Annotated in this window: 13 protein-coding genes; 3 read left to right on the forward strand and 10 right to left on the reverse strand. The window is 39.4% G+C overall.

The features are described from left to right. Window positions 1-31: 31 nt before the first annotated feature. The 3 genes from PSF27_RS13625 to metH all read right to left on the reverse strand — a co-directional run bounded on the left by PSF27_RS13625 (window position 32) and on the right by metH (window position 6018). Window positions 32-1501 carry a tetratricopeptide repeat protein gene (locus tag PSF27_RS13625; protein WP_272681675.1) on the reverse strand — a complete coding sequence of 490 codons (1470 nt, stop codon included), beginning with the start codon at window positions 1499-1501 and terminating at the stop codon, window positions 32-34. A gap of 175 nt (window positions 1502-1676) precedes the next feature. Further along, a complete protein-coding gene (locus PSF27_RS13630) occupies window positions 1677-2267 on the reverse strand; it encodes a hypothetical protein (RefSeq protein ID WP_206086218.1) in 591 nt (196 codons plus the stop codon). Window positions 2268-2334: 67 nt separating this feature from the next. Next, window positions 2335-6018, reverse strand: a complete 3684-nt coding sequence (gene metH, locus PSF27_RS13635) for a methionine synthase (protein WP_272681676.1) — start codon at window positions 6016-6018, stop codon at window positions 2335-2337. Window positions 6019-6224: 206 nt separating this feature from the next. Here metH and iclR point away from each other — a divergent pair, with 206 nt between their 5' ends. After that, complete coding sequence (gene iclR, locus PSF27_RS13640) at window positions 6225-7055, forward strand: glyoxylate bypass operon transcriptional repressor IclR (RefSeq protein ID WP_225820635.1); 831 nt, start codon at window positions 6225-6227, stop codon at window positions 7053-7055. An 83-nt stretch (window positions 7056-7138) separates the two neighbouring features. On the opposite strand, the gene PSF27_RS13645 is transcribed toward iclR, so the two are convergent. From PSF27_RS13645 to PSF27_RS13655, 3 genes are all read right to left on the reverse strand, one after another. After that, complete coding sequence (locus PSF27_RS13645; RefSeq protein WP_206086215.1) at window positions 7139-8032, reverse strand: N-acetylmuramoyl-L-alanine amidase; 894 nt, start codon at window positions 8030-8032, stop codon at window positions 7139-7141. Between the two features lie 572 nt (window positions 8033-8604). After that, the gene (locus PSF27_RS13650; RefSeq protein WP_225820633.1) at window positions 8605-8874 is read right to left on the reverse strand and encodes a helix-turn-helix domain-containing protein; all 270 of its coding nucleotides are present in this window, start codon (window positions 8872-8874) and stop codon (window positions 8605-8607) included. 459 nt (window positions 8875-9333) lie between these two features. Next, window positions 9334-10113, reverse strand: coding sequence for an N-acetylmuramoyl-L-alanine amidase-like domain-containing protein (locus tag PSF27_RS13655; RefSeq protein ID WP_272681677.1), 780 nt, complete (start codon window positions 10111-10113; stop codon window positions 9334-9336). Between the two features lie 349 nt (window positions 10114-10462). Between PSF27_RS13655 and edd the strand changes: the two genes are divergently transcribed. Together edd and PSF27_RS13665 are read left to right on the forward strand one after the other, a co-directional pair. Then, window positions 10463-12289, forward strand: a complete 1827-nt coding sequence (gene edd, locus PSF27_RS13660) for a phosphogluconate dehydratase (RefSeq protein ID WP_375084293.1) — start codon at window positions 10463-10465, stop codon at window positions 12287-12289. A 26-nt stretch (window positions 12290-12315) separates the two neighbouring features. Beyond that, the gene (locus PSF27_RS13665) at window positions 12316-12957 is read left to right on the forward strand and encodes a bifunctional 4-hydroxy-2-oxoglutarate aldolase/2-dehydro-3-deoxy-phosphogluconate aldolase (RefSeq protein WP_206086211.1); all 642 of its coding nucleotides are present in this window, start codon (window positions 12316-12318) and stop codon (window positions 12955-12957) included. Window positions 12958-13024: 67 nt separating this feature from the next. Here the strand turns inward: PSF27_RS13665 and aceK are convergent, their stop codons facing one another. The 4 genes from aceK to metA all read right to left on the reverse strand — a co-directional run bounded on the left by aceK (window position 13025) and on the right by metA (window position 19125). Then, entirely contained in the window at window positions 13025-14764 is a 1740-nt protein-coding gene (aceK, locus tag PSF27_RS13670; RefSeq protein WP_272681678.1) for a bifunctional isocitrate dehydrogenase kinase/phosphatase, read from the reverse strand. A 105-nt stretch (window positions 14765-14869) separates the two neighbouring features. Next, window positions 14870-16177, reverse strand: a complete 1308-nt coding sequence (gene aceA / locus PSF27_RS13675; RefSeq protein WP_206086209.1) for an isocitrate lyase — start codon at window positions 16175-16177, stop codon at window positions 14870-14872. Between the two features lie 56 nt (window positions 16178-16233). After that, entirely contained in the window at window positions 16234-17832 is a 1599-nt protein-coding gene (gene aceB / locus PSF27_RS13680) for a malate synthase A (protein ID WP_206086208.1), read from the reverse strand. A 363-nt stretch (window positions 17833-18195) separates the two neighbouring features. After that, window positions 18196-19125, reverse strand: a complete 930-nt coding sequence (gene metA / locus PSF27_RS13685; RefSeq protein ID WP_272539930.1) for a homoserine O-acetyltransferase MetA — start codon at window positions 19123-19125, stop codon at window positions 18196-18198. Between the last annotated feature and the right edge of the window lie 545 nt (window positions 19126-19670).

Consider the following 19670-nt stretch of genomic DNA (forward strand, 5'->3'; position numbering starts at 1 on the left):
CGATCTTCATGATCGCCTTTTAATTGGAAACTTAACGCTTTTTCAAGTTTTCCATCGATTGATTGATATTATCGGTATAGCGCAGCATCGAGGCCTTAACCTGTTTATTATTCTGCAAGAGCGATAAATTACGTTTTGCCGTTTCATTCCCTAACTCTGCTGCTCGCTCAAACCACATCACAGAACGAAAAATGTTTTTCTCTCCGCCTTCACCTCGGGCATACATCACCGCAAGGTTATTTTGCGCATCACTATTTTTCTTAAAAGCCACTTTTTCCAATAGTTGGCGTGCTTTCTGTGTATTTTGCGCAACACCCGTTCCCGTTAAATAGAAAATCGCTAATTGGTTTTTGGCTTCAAGGCTATCGTCTTCCGCCAGCTGCAGCCAATTGACGACATCCTTGATATTCACATCATTTACTTCACCAGCAACATACATCTTCGCTAATTTAATTTGCGCATCATCAGACTCATTCTTGGCTAACGCTTTGTATAGCTCAATGGCTTTTGCTGGGTTTTTCTCAATACCACCTAATCCTTTTTCATAAAATTCAGCCACTTTCATACCCGCATCCAGTGACTCATTTTGTGCAGCACGCTCGTACCAAACAAATGCTTCGGCTAAATCTTTTCCGACGCCATCTCCAGCTTCATAGGCACTTGCGATAGCCAGTTGCGCATCAACGTTATTTTGCTGAGCGGCTCGTTTATACCAGTACATTGCTTGATAGCCATTTTTTTCGATGAGCAAATGGCCTTGCTGATAAAAGTCACCCATATTGTTTTGCGCAATCGCAGAGCCCATATTGGCCGCTTGGCGATAGAGATAAATAGCGGTTTCATCATTTTTTTCAACACCTTCACCATTTTCATACATCACGGCAAGGTTGTTAACGGCGGCGGCGATATTATTGACGGCACTTCGCTCATACCATTCACGAGCTTTTTGGTAATCCACATTCCCACCAAGACCATCATGGTAAAAAAGCCCCATAGCAAATTGTGCATTAGCATGTTCTTGCTCTGCAGCTTCCGAATACCACGCTTTGGCTTGCTTGAAATTTTGTGTAACACCTAAACCATGCTCATAAAAGTAGCCCAGCGCATATTGGCAATATGCATCCCCTTTTTCTGCACCACGCCGATACCAACGCTCAGCTTGTTTATATTTTTCCTGATTTTGCAATAACATACCGAGATAATAATCCCCATCAGTATTACCCAAATCAGACACTTTTTTAAACCAACGATAAGCTTCTTTATCATCAATGTTTAAAAAATCAGTTCCTTCCATATAGGCAAGCCCAATATCCACCATCGCATCAACATCCCCTGCTTTAGCCGATCTTAACTGAGCTTTAAAATCATCGGGAAGCACCACATCACGACTCTGCGCTGTCGTTTCTGCTGGTTTATTTTTTGTGGAAGGCGCTTCAGAAGTCGCCTGAGCAAGAGAAGTTATACCCAAACAAACTACTAAAAATAAATACCGTAATTTCATCACCACAACCTATTCATTGGCGTTATATTGCTAACATAACACTCCAATAAAAAATTCATAAGGGATTCAAGCTGAAAAAACACGATTAGAAAGGAATTTCGTCGAAAAGCTTAGGTGATGTTCATTCACGACTAAAATGACCACCACCTAAATCAAAGATTAAACCATCAGAAACTTAATTAACACGGTAACCACCATGTTTACTAGCAAATAAATTAAATTTGCCCCATTCAATCAGTAAATGCTCCAGTTTTTGATGGCTAATTTTGCATAACTCAGAAATTTGCGACACCACAAAGTGGTTTTCACTCACCAACTCGGGAGCGAATACCTCTGCTATCCATTCGCACTCTTTCGTCGTCACTAACCAACCATCATTAGTGGAGAACTTATGGACTGGGATCATGCCCTCTTTGCTACTTTCTTGCGATAGTAGCTTGTTTTCATCCACTTGTGCCTGATGAAATGCCGCAATCTCTTCTTGCGAAGGCAAGGGTTCTACCGCTAAACGCTCTTCCAAAAACAAATAAATTTCTTCTGCACGTGCGGGGGTTAACTCACTTTTTAACCAAATTTGGTTAAAACAGTGCTCATCAAGGGACTCATCTGTATCGAGCTTATCCATAATTTGTAAGATGCTCATCATGGCACTAACCGCATCTTCACTCATCAGAAAAGTGCCAGGTGCCGCACTGTTTTGGCTCTGATAAGGAAATGCCACAGATTGTGGCAGTTCATTTTCAATAATAAATTCATAGCTCATCATTGGACCCCTTTAATGTCTTTATCCATAAGATGGTGCCAAACACCTGAAAAATCAATACACTGTTTTATCAATCTTCAGGGTCATAGCCTAAGTTAGGGGCTAACCAGCGCTCCAGTTCCGTTACCGACATCCCTTTACGCTGTGAATAGTCCATTATTTGGTCTTTTTGCAACTGCGCCACCGCAAAGTATTTACTGTCTGGGTGACTAAAATACCAGCCCGATACCGCCGCCCCTGGCCACATTGCATAGGAGCTTGTCAATTTCATCCCCACTTGGTTTTCAACGTCTAATAACTGCCAAATTTTCTCTTTTTCTGTGTGCTCAGGGCAAGCAGGATACCCTGGTGCAGGACGAATACCTTGGTAATTTTCGCGGATTAGCTCTTCATTACTCAAATTTTCATCCGCCGCATAGCCCCAATATTGGGTACGCACCTGCTGATGTAAATATTCTGCAAATGCTTCCGCGAGCCTATCCGCCAGCGCTTTGACCATAATTTTATTATAGTCATCATGCTGTTTTTCGTATTCATCCGCCAGCGCATCCTCTTCAAGGCCACCTGTAACAGCAAATGCCCCAATATAATCTGCTTTACCGCTATCTTTTGGTGCCACAAAATCTGATAAGCAATAATTCGGAAAATCCGTTTTTAAGGTTTGCTGGCGTAGATTCAAACTCCGCGCTTGAACGTTAGCACGAGTTTCATCCGTATAAATTTCAACATCGTCACCAACACGGTTGGCAGGGAATAGGCCAAAAATACCTTTGGGAATCAGTAAATGCTCTTTTTCAAGTCTATCTAACATCTCATTGGCATCATTCAATAACTTACGAGCTTCAGACCCGACGACTTCGTCTTCTAAAATACGCGGGTATTTGCCTGCCAATGACCATGTCATAAAAAATGGCGTCCAGTCGATATACTCTCGCAAGGTCGCTATTGAGGCACTAACTTCTTGAACGCCTAGCGATTTTGGTACAGGAGGTTGATAAGCTTGCCAGTCAATATTCACGGCATTCGCTCGTGCGATATCCAGCGTAACGGGTGGGGTCTTCGGCCTTCTTCGCCCATGTTGTATACGCACAGTGTCATACTCACGACGCGTGCGCGCAACAAAATCCTCTTTTTGTGTTTCAGATAAGAGTGCAGCAACAACCCCAACAGTACGTGATGCATTCTGTACATAGGTAGTTGGCCCTGTATAATTTGGCTCAATTTTTACCGCAGTATGTGCTTTCGAGGTTGTTGCGCCACCAATCAATAATGGCAATGTGAAACCTTGCCTTTCCATCTCTTTTGCGACGTGCACCATTTCATCAAGAGATGGAGTGATCAAACCAGACAACCCAATAATATCGACATTTTGCTCACGCGCCGTTTTTAAAATTGTTTCACATGGTACCATTACACCTAAATCAATGATTTCATAGTTATTACACTGAAGTACTACCCCAACAATATTTTTGCCAATATCATGGACATCGCCTTTTACGGTGGCGAGTAATACCTTCCCTGCACTACTACCTGACTGCTTAAGCTCTTGAATGTACGGTTCTAAATAAGCCACTGCTTGTTTCATCACACGAGCCGATTTCACCACCTGGGGTAAGAACATTTTCCCTTCACCAAACAGGTCTCCGACCACGTTCATACCGTTCATTAATGGCCCTTCAATAACTTCAATGGGGCTCGATGCACGCTGGCGGGTTTCTTCTGTATCTTGAATAATAAATTCGGTAATCCCTTTCACTAAAGCATATTCTAAGCGCTTTTCCACATCCCAACTGCGCCACTCCGCCTGTTGAACTTGCTGCTCAACCGAGCCTGAACCGCGATATTTTTCAGCCAGCTCCAACAAACGCTCCGTACTATCATCACGGCGGTTTAAAATCACATCTTCGACGGCATCTTTTAACTCCGTAGGCAGGTCGTCATAAATGGCTAATTGCCCCGCGTTGACGATCCCCATATCCATGCCATTACGGATCGCGTAATACAGGAACACCGCGTGGATCGCCTCTCGAACAGGATCATTTCCCCTAAATGAGAAAGAAACGTTGGAAACACCACCAGAAATCATCGCATGGGGAAGCTGTTCTTTGATATCCTTACAAACCTCAATAAAATCAACTGCATAATTATTATGTTCTTCGATACCTGTCGCGACAGCAAAAATATTAGGGTCAAAAATGATATCTTCAGGGGGAAAGCCCACTTCTTCCGTCAAAATCTGGTAGGCACGGCGGCAAATTTCAATTTTCCGTTCACGTGTATCAGCCTGGCCTACCTCATCAAATGCCATGACGACAACAGCAGCACCGTATTTGCGCAATAATTTGGCGTGTTCAACAAAGGCCTCAACTCCCTCTTTCATTGAAATGGAATTCACAATACCTTTGCCTTGTATGCACTTAAGGCCTGCCTCGATAACGTCCCATTTCGAGGAGTCAATCATAATTGGCACTCGAGCAATATCGGGCTCTCCCGCGATCAAATTCAAAAAGCGCACCATAGCCGCATGGGAATCCAACATGCCCTCATCCATATTAATATCAATAATTTGGGCACCACTTTCCACCTGCTGGCGAGCCACATCTAAGGCTTCTTGGTAGTTTTCTTCTTTAATCAAACGCTTAAATTTTGCTGATCCTGTGACATTGGTTCTTTCCCCCACATTCACAAACAACGATTTTGCCCCAATGTTTAACGGTTCTAACCCTGAAAGGCGGCATTCAACAGGTAAACTGGGTAATTGACGAGGCGATATCCCCTTTACAGCTTCCGCCATTTTACGAATATGCAGCGGTGTTGTTCCACAGCACCCACCAACAATATTCAAGAAACCTGCTTTTGCCCATTCTTGGATCTGCTGCGCCATGTTTTGTGCATCAAGGTCATATTCACCAAAAGCATTTGGTAACCCCGCATTAGGGTGAGCACTCACATAACATTCAGCAATTCGTGACAATTCTGCAATATATTGACGCAACTCATCTGGCCCTAATGCACAATTCAGCCCAAATGATATCGGCTGCGCATGACGCAATGAGTTATAAAAAGCTTCTGTTGTTTGCCCTGAAAGTGTTCTGCCTGAAGCGTCAGTTATTGTTCCTGAAATCATGATAGGCAATGACACGCCCAACGCTTCAAGCTCAGTTTCTACTGCAAAAATAGCTGCTTTGGCGTTCAACGTATCAAAAATAGTTTCGATCATGATCAGATCAACGCCACCTTTTACAAGTGATCGAGTTGATTCTCTATATGCCTCAACTAATTGATCAAAGGTGATATTACGAAAAGCAGGGTCGTTCACATCTGGAGAAATCGATGCAGTTCGGTTGGTTGGCCCTAATACCCCAGCAACATAACGTGGCTTTTCAGGGGTTTTCCGTGTCCACTCATCTGCACATTCACGAGCAATACGTGCAGCGACTTCATTAATTTCTGCGGAAATTGCTTCCATTTTATAATCCGCCATCGCAATAGATGTGGAGTTAAATGTATTGGTTTCAACAATATCTGCGCCCGCTTCAAAATATTGACTATGAATTTCTCGAATGATCTCAGGCTGAGTGAGGACTAACAGGTCATTGTTGCCTTTTAAATCACTAGGCCAATCCCCAAAACGCTCACCACGAAATTGTTCTTCTGTTAGTTTGTGCTGCTGGATCATTGTCCCCATCGCACCATCTAATACCAATATACGTTTTTTTAATTCTTGTTCTAATTGATTCATTTTTTCGGACACTGCACTGCCCTCCTGATCGGAAACACTGAGAAATAAGTCAAATTTTTACACTTAACATCCTACCATAACTTTTGTGTTTGAAATTCACTGTTATGATGAGAGTTTCTCAGGTTATGTGACGAGCACTTCCTCACTGATCCGATGAGTATTTTCAGCTTAGTTAGTTCATAATAGAATCAAATTTCATTACAGTCAGGAGAGGCTTAATGGCAACGGCACCAATTACAAAAAAACTTAAAAAAGCAAAAGGGCCAGCAAGTGGTGCAACCGCAGCAGGGCAAGTTCAATCATTAAGCCGTGGACTCACACTGTTGGAATATATTTCTGAATCTACTGGGGGCATTGCTTTAACTGATCTCGCATTACAAGCGGGCTTACCAAACTCAACAACACACCGGCTATTAATGACCTTAGAACAGCACGGCTTTGTACGCCAAACGGGTGACTTAGGTTTGTGGGTTATCGCCTCCAACGCCTTTATTATTGGTAGTAGTTTCTTAGAAAGTCGGAATTTGTTAGCGTTAGTTCACCCTATTTTACGTCGTTTAATGGATGAATCTGGTGAAACCGTCAATTTAGCGATTCTTGACCATACTGAGTACGATGCCGTTATTGTCGACCAAGTACAATGTACTGCATTAATGCGCATGTCTGCGCCAATTGGTGGCAAACTCCCTTTACATGCATCTGGTGCAGGTAAAGCGTTTATCGCTAATTTACCTGAAGATAAGCTCATTCCACTTTTAAGCCGTAAAGGGTTACATGCTTATACCCCCTTTACCTTAACCAACCCTTCTGCATTAAAAGAAAATTTACAGCAAGCCAAGAAACAAGGGTTTTCTTATGATGATGAAGAGCATGCTTTAGGCTTAAGATGCATTGGTGCCTGTATTTATGATGAACACAAAGAGGCTTTTGCTGCGATATCTATCTCTGGGCCGTTATCTCGAATCACAGATGACCGCATTACAGAGTTAGGTGCGATGGTTATCAAAGCGGCAAAAGAAATTAGCCGCGAGTATGGGGCAAATCGCTAGTTTCAGCATCTCAGAAACATAAAATGCGGGGAAACCCGCACTTTTATTGGTAACACACTGTAAAACCAAGGGTGTTTAAAAAACTAATCCCCTTGCTGTGTAGTAGGAACATGTTCTAGCTGCCTCGTTCTCTCAAAGGCTTTAAATTTTGATATATCGCGATATTTTTCAATCAATGCAAGGGCGATAGCTTCTGTCTCTGCATCCGCTAACCCCTCAATATCCCGCGGTCTGAAGTGTAATTGAAATGCACGTAAGGTTTTTTTCGTTTGTACATCCAACTGACCTGATAACGGAATACCTGAATACCCGTAAAACTTCAGCGCTTTCTGGAGACGAAGTATATTAGCAGGCTCATTCACATTTCGTTCTGCAAGGTACTTACTCACTGTTTTAGGATCAGGCCAAGCCCCGATGCCTTGTTGTGAAAGGCGTTGCCATGGAAAGGCTCTACCAGGGTCTTGCTTACGTAACGGTGCAATATCACTATGACCAATGATATTCTCGGGAGGAATGTTATACCTCTGCATAATATCTTTTAATAACGGAATTAAGGCTGTAACCTGTGACTCATTAAAAGGAGGCCAGCTTTTGTCCCCTTTTTTATCTCCCTGAAAGCCAGCATTCACAATTTCAATCCCTATTGACGAATCATTCAGGCTGGTATGGTAAAGCCACCGGCTATCACCTGCATGCCAAGCCTTTAACTCTTCAGGAACGAGTTGCAATACAATAGGTTTACCCTCTTTAGTATCTGGATGGCTTGGAATTAGATAGTGAGAACTGACCTTACCTTTCGTCAATATTTTAATAGAATGATTATCATCAGACACCGTATAGTGCAAAATAACATACTGGATGCGTTCACTGGTATTTTGAGAAGGGTAGCGTTTATCGACGTAATAACCATTATTTGACGTGGGAGCTGTACACCCAACAAGTAAGAAAATGAAAAATATCCCTATATATTTCAACATCAAACTTTAACCTTATCCTACCTGTAGTGTGTTACATATTTAAACACAAGGTTATCGATAACACTATAGAAACCGTACAGCTTTTCTATAGTAGAACTTAATAGAAAAATTGTAGGTAGAATAAATTAGCATAGGTGCATTTTTTAAAGCTTACCTACCCTCTTCTATCTCTTATAGAAAAAATAAGTAAGCTTGTTTTTCATACTACAATACATTTTTTATGTTCAGAATGAAACAAAAAAACTTTCATCAATCACCATTTTTTACTAATAGGCGCTTGTTGTTACCCACTTAAAAAATGAAATAAAAATACAAAAATTTATTAAGAAGATATTAATCGCTTTAATTTGAAAAAATATTAATTCAATTAATTACAGTTGTGCAAAATAGACTTGAATATTTTTCACTCTTAAGAATTTATCATCATAACGATACTTATAACAGTAAGTACAATCCATTAATTTATTTTTATTAGGCAACGTAATAAATGAGAAATCAGTTCCTTGTAGGTAGAATCACTTTTTAATACAGCAGATTAACCATGAAATTTATTGAAATATCATAAAAAATTTTTAACTTGGTATTAGCTCATTTTTTTCATACTCAACCTGTTTTATGATCAATTTAGTAATTTCATTAATATCGATATCTAGAAAAATGACTATTTCAATTAATTTATCTAAACTTAATTTGTTAATTCCTAACTCATAACGAGACACTTGTTGCTGGCTTAACTGAATAACTGAACCTAGCTCATTCCCAGATAACCCCTTGCTCACTCTAGCTTTTCGTAAATGATTTCCCAATAATGCATAAATATTTTTCTTGTTAACGATATGCATAACCATCTCCTAAATAAGAAAATAAAATTTAGCTAGTATTAATCATTATAAAATTAATCGAATACATTTAAAATAGTTATGAACAATCAAAATAACAGAAATTGATAGATAAACCTGTTTTTTATATACAAAAAAAAGAGACTTTCGTATTATTTATAAAGCAATCTATTGCTTTATAAAAGCTTTTTTTAAATTTAATGCATTTAAAATATATTGTGATACTTTATTGATCAAATCGATAATTTAATATCCTTTTACACTTTTAATGTTACTGGTAATAATTAGTAACTAATAAAAACACATACCAATTCATATTCTTAATTTAATTTCATTTTTTAAAAAAAGTGAAACTAACTGTTTAATTGGCTACCTAAATGAAACTCCCTTTTATTTATGACAAATAATCAGCAAAAATGATTAAATAGCTATTATTTTAATCCTTATGATTTGATAATTAATCTATTTTGCCCTAAAAATAATAATGCCCTGTTTTCCTGCTAAATAATGCTTTAACTCGGTATCACTGACTTTTAAGTTTCCTTTTAGTGACGATGCATTTCTAAATAAAGTATTATCTCCTTGTTTAATAATGATACCGACATGTGAGACATCCAACCCACTTTTTTTAGAATAAATACCAATGTAATCCCCTGTTTTTAAATGATTAATGACAGTATTATCAACAAATCTCACTGGTATATAGTGGATTAGCCTGTCTTTTACAGACACCCCTGCAATAAAAAAACTACCCTGGTTATTCAAATTAAGTCTTTTATTTACCATTACCGCATGTGGACTGATTTGTGGAGTAATATCCCAAGCGATTGGGTTAGGTTCTTGTGCCCAATCCGAAAAAAAATGACGCCGATTAGTAAAGCTAATATTCTGATCAACATAACGAATATCTGTTAAGTTTGTTATAAATTGCTCATAACTTTCAGAGCGTTTGAATGCCTCTGTATATTCAATAAACGTCATACAATCCATCGCTTTTAAGTTCACAACGAGTGTTTCTATGGTGGCCCGAGATTGATTTAACGTATATTTATTATACGGTGTGCCTATTAAAGACTGAGTAATCATTTCAACTTTTTCTGCTTGCTGATGATGTTGACTTAATTCACGTTGCTGGCTGAGTATATTCATCAAAACCGTATACGACCCTGCGGATAGCGCTACCTGTGCATTCACAATGGATGCATATAACCACACTACAACAATAACAACGTGTTTTAGCATTCGAAGACTCTTGTATTTTTATCCGCTACATTTAACTCAATCATCGTATAAATAGCATCAATCAGCCATTAACACCTTTATTTTTATCACTATAGCATGCGATTTGCTCTTTTTCTGCACAGAACTGTTGATTGGCTAATTTTGATTAAAGTCACAGTTAGTGTTTAATTTTCACTTTGATGATTGCTATTTAAACTTTTTAGCTAAACAATGTTACCGGTAACAATTTTTGATTTTGAAAAAATAACGGCTGCTGAATGAACAAGACACAATCTAAAACCAAGTAGAAATCATTATTTTTTATCCGCCTTATGGAGCAATTATCATGAGCAAAAGTATCTCTGAAACCATGACATTAACCACTATCCATGATGAACTGGCACATATCACTCAACGCATTATTTGTCGTTCAGCACAAACACGTGCCGCTTATCTGAGCAAAATTGAACAGGCTCGTACCACAACTGTTCATCGCGCTTCGTTAGCTTGTGGTAACCTCGCTCACGGTTTTGCTGCCTGTCAGACAGAAGAAAAACAAATACTCAAAAGTATGACTCGGGCGGATATTGCCATTATTAATTCTTATAACGACATGTTGTCTGCGCATCGTCCATACGATCACTACCCAGAACAATTAAAAAAAGCATTACTTAATGCAGGCTCTATCGGACAAGTCGCAGCTGGCGTTCCTGCCATGTGTGATGGCGTGACTCAAGGGCAAGATGGTATGGAACTATCTATGCTCAGTCGTGATGTCATCGCAATGTCAACAGCAATTGGCTTATCTCACAATATGTTTGATGGTGCACTATATTTAGGCATTTGTGACAAAATTGTGCCTGGTTTAATGCTTGGTGCTTTATCATTTGGCCACCTTCCCGCGATTTTTGTTCCCGCAGGTCCCATGTCTACAGGGTTACCCAACAAAGAGAAAGTGCGTATTCGCCAGCTATATGTTGAAGGGAAAGTTGGCCGAAGCGAATTATTAGAAGCCGAAGCCGCATCCTATCATGGTATTGGAACTTGTACTTTTTATGGAACAGCTAACTCAAACCAAATGGTTATGGAAGTCATGGGCTTACATTTACCAGGCGCATCTTTTGTTCCTCCCGAAACGCCCCTACGTGATGCATTAACAAACGCAGCTGCACAACAAATCACTCGTTTAACTGAACAATCAGGCCAATATTTACCTATCGGGCATTTAGTTGATGAAAAAGTGATCGTCAATGGTATTGTTGCCCTACTTGCAACGGGAGGTTCAACCAACCTCACCATGCACCTCGTTGCCATTGCCCGTGCCGCAGGTATTATCATTAATTGGGATGATTTCTCTGATCTCTCTGAGATTGTCCCGCTGATTTGCCGTATTTATCCAAATGGGCAGGCGGATATCAATCAGTTTCAAGCAGCAGGGGGGGTTGCATTATTAATTCATCAATTACTACAAAAAGGACTATTACATGAAAACGTTAACACGGTTGCAGGTTTTGGCCTTTCCCGTTATACACAAGAACCTTGGCTAAATAACGGTCATTTAGAATGGCGTGATGGCCCTAAAGATTCATATAATCCCGAAGTCATTGCACAAATTGATAAGCCTTTTTCCCATCATGGTGGAACAAAATTACTTTCTGGTAATTTAGGCCGTGCAATGATGAAAACATCTGCGGTTCCTGAAGAAAATCAGATTATTGAGGCTCCTGCGGTTGTCTTTAATAATCAAAATGATATTGCCGCCCAATTTGAGTCAGGAGCTTTAAATCGGGATTGTATCATCGTCGTTCGTTTTCAAGGCCCATCCGCTAATGGCATGCCAGAGCTTCATAAATTAATGCCACCTCTTGGTGTGCTAATGGATAGGGGCTATAAAGTTGCCCTAGTGACTGACGGACGACTTTCAGGCGCATCAGGTAAAGTACCATCGGCCATTCATGTGACACCAGAAGCATACACTGGTGGGCTCCTATCAAAAGTCAAAGATGGAGATATGATCAGAGTGAATGCGCTAACTGGTGAACTACAACTCCTTATTGATGAGCAAGAAATCGCGAAACGTCCCGTATGTAAACATGGCTTGAGTGATAAGCATATGGGTTGCGGCAGAGAGCTTTTCGGTGCATTAAGACGCAATTTATCTGATGCCGAAAAAGGCGCCTGCAGTATTGATTTTTAATCTATTTTTACTAATAGGAATAAAATATGAATAATTGGAAAACGTCAGCAGAGGCTATTCTTAAACAAGGTCCTGTCGTCCCCGTCATTGTTATCAAAAAACTAGAACAAGCCGTACCTCTCGCAAAAGCCCTTATTGATGGTGGTATCAACGTGTTAGAGGTGACTCTAAGAACTGAGTGTGCCATTGATGCAATTCGTTTAATTGCTCAAGAAGTACCAGAGGCCATTGTCGGAGCTGGTACTGTCATTAATGCAAAACAACTCATGGAAGTTTCCCAAGCAGGTGCTCAATTTGCCATCAGCCCAGGTTTAACCGAAGAACTATTAGCCGCCGCAGTTCAAGGAAATATCCCCTTAATTCCAGGTATTTCTACCGTTTCAGAGCTGATGCTTGGTATGAATTATGGTTTAAAAGAATTCAAATTTTTCCCCGCTGAAGCGAATGGTGGCGTTAAAGCACTCAAAGCCATTACAGGCCCATTTTCGCAAGTAAAATTCTGCCCAACTGGTGGAATATCATTAACTAACTATCGTGACTATCTAGCTCTAGATAACGTGCTTTGTATTGGAGGGTCATGGTTAGTCCCTGAAGATGCATTGAACTCTGGGAACTATGAAAAAATCACACAGTTAGCTCAAGATGCAATTCAAGGTATACAAGCCTAAATTTATCAACGACTCGGCTATCACCGAGTCTCTATCTAACTCGCCTTACAAGGAATAATACGATCACTCAACAAGGTAGTAATTCGTTAAATTGATAGCAAAAACGTAATTCTTCACGGTATGCATAAACATCCTCTACATGACCATTTAAAATACGTTTTTGTCGTGTTTGCCAATAATCCGCTGAAAACAAATCGGCATGATGTTGCTGTAAATAATCACGAATTTGCCTATTTTGGCAAATAAATGAAGCAAACTCCTCTGGGAAAACATCATGCTCGCCGATGCTATACCACGGCTCCCCAGATAATTCCTGCTCAGGGTACTGTGCTTCGGGTATATGACGAAAATTGACCTCCGTCATATAACAAATTTCGTCATAATCATAAAACACAACTCTCCCATGCCGTGTGACACCAAAATTTTTAAAAAGCATATCCCCTGGGAAAATATTTGCAGCGGCCAACTGTTTAATTGCCCAGGCGTACTCATTCAATGCATTATTTAGCTGCTCACCATTTGCGTTATCCATGTAAATATTCAGCGGCACCATCTTTCTTTCCATATATAAATGACGAATTAATATCTTGTCCCCCAGATCTTCAATCTGTGATGGTGCTTCATTTAACAGTTCTCTCATTAATTCGTGGCTAATCGCACTTTTATTTATCACAAAATTTTCAAATTCTTGGGTATCCGCCATTCGCCCGACTCGATCATGTTCTTTGACGATCCGATAACACTCTTGCACCCTTTCTTTTGTCACATTTTTTTGCGGTGCAAATGTATCTTTAATAATTTTAAATACCCGATCAAAAGCAGGTGCAGTGAACACCAACATCACCATCCCTTTAACCCCTGGCGCAATGGTAAATTGCTCTCTAGAAAAGTTAATGTACGCTAAATACTCTCGATAATATTCTGTTTTCCCATGTTTTTGGCACCCAATCGCCATATAAAGCTCAGCAATCGACTTACTTGGCAGGATTTCCCTTAACCAAAACACCAGTGCTGCAGGAAAAGGGGCATATACCATAAAATAAGAACGAGCAAAACCAAATACGATACTCACCTCATCAAATGTGACTAAACAAGTATCAATATATATTTTGCCATGTTCATCTTGATGAATTGGTAATAAAAATGGATACACTTTATCGTTAATATAAATTTTGCCTACCAACCAAGCTGCTTTATTGCGGTAAAACAGCTCATTTGCAATATGCAGTCTACATTTTTGCAAATTAGCATTCAAAAACTGATGTTCAAGAGATTTTATAATACATTGAATATCAAAACTTAAATTTCTCCAAGGTAACCTTAATGGCAACCCACTCAAAATTGAAAACAGCAAAGAAGCTAAATTATCATCCGCATGGTATTCCCTCGCGAGAGGCCGCGGAGAAGAAGAAAAGCGCCTCGCTGGCTGCGAGGTAAAGATAAATAAGTTATCCTGGGTCAGTTCTCTATGCTGAAATAATCGGCAGTATACTGAGTTAAAAAAACTTTCTGCAATTTCAAAGCGTGGATAATCAGGTAACAATGTTTTATAAACATTTTTGATTAACGCCAATTTATCAGGTGTTAATGATTGTACTAACCCCATAAATTGTAACTGAGCAACAACTAATCCAACATGATGATCATATAGTTGAATACGTTGTTTCATCGCAGATTGCACAGCATGCCAGTCTGCCCGCTCAAACCGTTCTTGAGCCCCCGATGTTATTTCAAGGAAGCGCCCATATTGCGCATCAAATCCCTGCAAGATTGTTTGGGCGATGATCTGCTCAGTTGTCAGGATCATATTGACCCCCCATTTATTTCTTTAAAGAAAAAACAGGCACTTAACGTGCCTGAAAGTTAACCGATACATCAAATAAACAGAAACACCGAATAAAGAAAATACTGACTAGAATTGCTCTTCTTCTGTTGACCCCGTTAAAGCCGTCACTGAAGAAGTTCCACCTTGAATAACAGTTGTCACCTTATCAAAATAGCCTGTCCCCACTTCTTGTTGGTGTGAAGAGAAGGTATACCCCTTATTCATTGCCGCAAATTCACATTCCTGAACTTTTTCTACATAATGGCGCATTCCTTCTCCTTGCGCATAAGAATGTGCAAGGTCAAACATGTTAAACCACATACTGTGGATACCTGCTAATGTAATAAACTGGAAGCGATAACCCATAGCTGCGAGTTCATCTTGGAAGCGGGCAATCGTGGCATCATCTAAGTTCTTCTTCCAGTTAAACGATGGAGAGCAATTATAAGCCAGTAGCTTTCCAGGGTATTTCGCATGAATAGCATTCGCAAATTGCCTTGCAGCTTCTAAGTCAGGTTTTGATGTTTCACACCAAACAAGGTCAGCATATGGTGCATAAGCTAAGCCACGACTGATCGCTTGCTCAATACCCGCATTAGTACGGAAAAAGCCTTCTGATGTACGTTCTCCCGTCACAAAACCTGCATCATACTCATCACAATCGGAAGTCAAAAGGTCAGCAGCATCCGCATCTGTACGAGCAATTAAAATAGTTGGAACCCCAGACACATCCGCAGCTAGCCTTGCAGCAACCAATTTTTGGATAGCTTCTTGGGTCGGCACTAAAACTTTTCCCCCCATATGACCACACTTTTTCACTGCCGCAAGTTGGTCTTCAAAATGTACAGCCGCCGCACCCGCTTCTATCATATTCTTCATTAATTCAAAGGCGTTTAGTACTCCACCAAAACCCGCTTCGGCATCCGCAACAATAGGCAAAAAGAAATCAATATATTCTTTGTTATCTGGCCCAATCCCATTAGCCCATTGAATTTGGTCAGCTCGACGAAAAGTATTATTAATCTTCTGCACAACTGAAGGTACGGAATCAACAGGGTAAAGTGACTGATCTGGATACATACTCGAAGCAGTATTTGCATCAGCAGCGACTTGCCAACCTGACAAATAAATCGCTTCAATGCCTGCTTTTGCTTGTTGCAAAGCTTGCCCGCCCGTTAATGCACCAAGTGCATTAACATAGCCTTTTTTAGATTTCCCGTGCAGCTGTTCCCAAAAACGTTCAGCGCCTTTACGTGCTAATGTATATTCCAAATTAACTGAACCACGTAACTTAATAACGTCTTCAGCCGAATACGGGCGTGTAATACCTTTCCAACGTGGTTTTTTCCATTCATTTTCTAATTGGGCAATTTGCTCTAAGCGCGATGTCGTCATGATCCACTTCCTTTATAAAAATATGTAGGGTTTATCGAATGTTATATTTGCAATTATTAGTCTAATAATTGGTATCCAGGGATAGTCAGAAACTCAATGAGCTCGTCTTGCGTTGTAATGCGCCTCATTAAATCTGCCGCCTCTCTGAAACGCCCACTTTGAAAGCGCTTATCTCCCAGCTCTTTTTGGATAACCTGAAGCTCTTCATCTAACATCTCTTCGAAAAGAACCTTGGTTACCTTTTCACCATTTGACAAGGATTTACCATGCCTTATCCATTGCCAAATAGAGGTTCTTGAAATTTCAGCTGTTGCCGCATCCTCCATTAGTCCATAAATAGGGACACAGCCATTACCCGATATCCAAGCTTCGATATACTGCACTGCAACGCGGATATTCGCTCTCATTCCAGCATCAGTTCTTTCACCAGAACAAGGTGTTAAAAGCTGCTCAGCGGTGATTTCTGGGTCAGAATCACGAGACACATCAAGTTGGTTAGCCCGCTCACCAAGTGTCTTATCAAAAACCGCCATGACAACATCAGCTAAACCTGGATGCGCTACCCAGGAGCCATCATGGCCATTTATTGCTTCTAATTCTTTATCAGCTCTTACCTTGGCTAGAATCGTCTGGTTTTCTTCTTCATCTTTACTCGGAATAAATGCAGACATCCCCCCCATAGCAAACGCCCCGCGACGATGGCACGTCTTAATTAACAAACGAGAATATGCACTTAAAAAGTCTTGGGTCATTGTGACGACTTGCCGGTCGGGCAACACCCTATCAGAGTGCTCTTTTAATGTTTTGATATAACTGAAAATATAATCCCAGCGTCCACAATTTAATCCAACAATATGGTGGCGCATGTGATAAAGGATCTCATCCATTTGAAATACGGCAGGTAATGTTTCAATCAAAACCGTTGCTTTAATTGTTCCTCGAGGTAATCCTGCAAAGTCTTCGGCAGCACTAAAAACATCACTCCACCATTTCGCTTCCTGCCAAGATTCTAGCTTTGGAATGTAAAAATAAGGACCACTGCCTTTTTTTAACAATGCTTGATAGTTATTGAAAAAATACAGTGCAAAATCAAATAACCCGCCAGGAATTGGCGTGTCACCAAATAACACATGCTTTTCATCGAGGTGCAAACCCCTGACGCGGGCAATTAATACAGCAGGATCTGATTTAAGCTGATAAACCTTACCATTCTCATTGGTATAGGAAATATCACCGTTAATAGCATCACTTAAGTTGATCTGCCCATCAATTAACTTTTCCCAAGAAGGCGAAAGAGAATCTTCAAAATCTGCCATAAAAACTTTAACGTTAGCGTTCAAGGCATTAATAACCATTTTGCGTTCCACAGGGCCTGTAATTTCAACACGACGATCACGTAAGTCTTCTGGAATATTTTGTATTTTCCAATTTTCATTTTTTATGGAATTCGATTCCGAAATAAAACCTGGCAATTCACCTGCATCAATTTTTGCCTGTCTTTCCAGCCTTTCTTTCAGTAATTGATTTCTGCGAGGTAAAAAAACCTCAACTAAATGAACAAGAAATTCAATAGAATCATTATGTAATACTCGATTATCTCGATCAGCTATTCCTTTAGTAAATATTAAATCTGATGCTAATAATTGGTGTTCCATTGAGCAACCCTCATTCATATTTGTTTATGAATTAAGCTTAATCTCAAAAACAAAATAAATCAAAAACGATTTCCATTTTAATGAAAAACACTAATAACTAAATGATAAATATGAGTTTTTTTATAAATTTTTTTAGGTTTTTATTTTCGTTATTAAAATAAAATATGTTAACTATCTGTTAAATAAAGTAATTATCAAACGATTTATAATTAGAATAGTTTGTCCGAAAAACAAAAAAGCAGCTACAAAGTAGCTGCTTTTATACTGTAAATGATCTTTTAACTGGAATTTAACCCCATAAAAATTAATAAAGTCCCACATTCCTAATGATTATTAAAAAACCAGCAAAATAATGATTCTTTTTTAGTCTAAAGTCGGCTCCATGTGACTAAGATCGAAAGGTGTGATCTGGTACACATAATAATTCAACCAATTAGAAAAAAGTAAGTGCCCATGACTCCGCCAACTGATCAATGGCGGGTTGTTTGGATCATTATTTTTAAAATAATTACATGGGATCTCTGGAGATATCCCCGCATCAAAGTCACGCCAATACTCCTGAGCAAGCGTATCTTTATCGTATTCAGGGTGCCCTGTAACAAAAGCAAGGCGTTTATCTTTAGACGCAAATAAGTAAGCTCCAGCTTCTTCAGAACTCGCTAGTATTTCCAAGTCCGTATACTCTCGAATAAGCTCCTCCGGAAAATCAGCATACCGTGAGTGAGGCGCATAAAATGAGGCGTCAAATCCCCGAGTTAGTAATGCATGTGGCTCTAATGTATCATGTTGATAAACACCCGAAAGTTTTTCTGTACGTGTCCATTTTGGCAAATCATAAAGCACTTTTAATGCTGCTTGTACCGCCCAGCAAACAAAAAGTGTTGAAGTCACATGATCTTTAGCCCATGTAATCACTTTTTCAATTTGGCTCCAATAACACACATCATCAAATTCCACTAAACCTAAAGGAGCTCCAGTGACAATTAAACCATCAAAATTTTGTCCTTTAATATCCTCAAAATCACAATAAAAATTATTCAAATGCTCTATCGGTGTATTTTTTGACTCTCTTTGGTCAATTCTCAATAGTTGAATATCAACCTGTAAAGGTGTATTCGACAATAGCCTTAGGAACTGGTTTTCAGTTTCTATTTTTTTGGGCATTAAGTTTAATATTAATACTTTCAAGGGACGGATCTCCTGAAGGCTAGCCCTTGTCGTTGTCATGACAAAAACATTTTCTTCGCGCAAGAAATTCACAGCAGGTAACTCGTCTGGTAAACGAATCGGCATCGTTCATCCCCTTTTTACACTTTTATACGTTTAGACTTCTAGAATGCTAAATAATCTAACCAATGTTAAGCACCTTGTCGAGTATTTCAAGGGTGATTGAAATAATTTCATGCCAAGTGACTTGTCTTGATTTCTTTTCAAATATAGCAGAGACGCAACTAGCTGATTTTATATATTTTTTATCTACTCATGATAATTTATAGATACTGATTTAACTTATACACTTTTGATATTAATTAGAGCTAATCTAATCTTCTTCTTCCCTTAACCAAAAGGGTCTACCAATTCAAATTAATTAATAAAAAATAATAAAATCAATTCATTAACTAGAAAAATCAAAATATTGTCATCTACTTCACCATAATCTAATAAGAAGTAAAAAACACAGTAATGTTAGTTACTGAGAAGGATTATTGATAAGCTTGCAAAGATTTCTCCGCTTTAATCACAAGTCATAACGACGTGAGCACAGAAATACAGAACACGGGTAACACAACGATTGGTTGCTGAGGGGATTATTGATAAGCTTGCAAAGATTTCTCCGC

Source organism: Providencia sp. PROV129, from assembly GCF_028482245.1.
Classification (GTDB): domain Bacteria; phylum Pseudomonadota; class Gammaproteobacteria; order Enterobacterales; family Enterobacteriaceae; genus Providencia; species Providencia vermicola.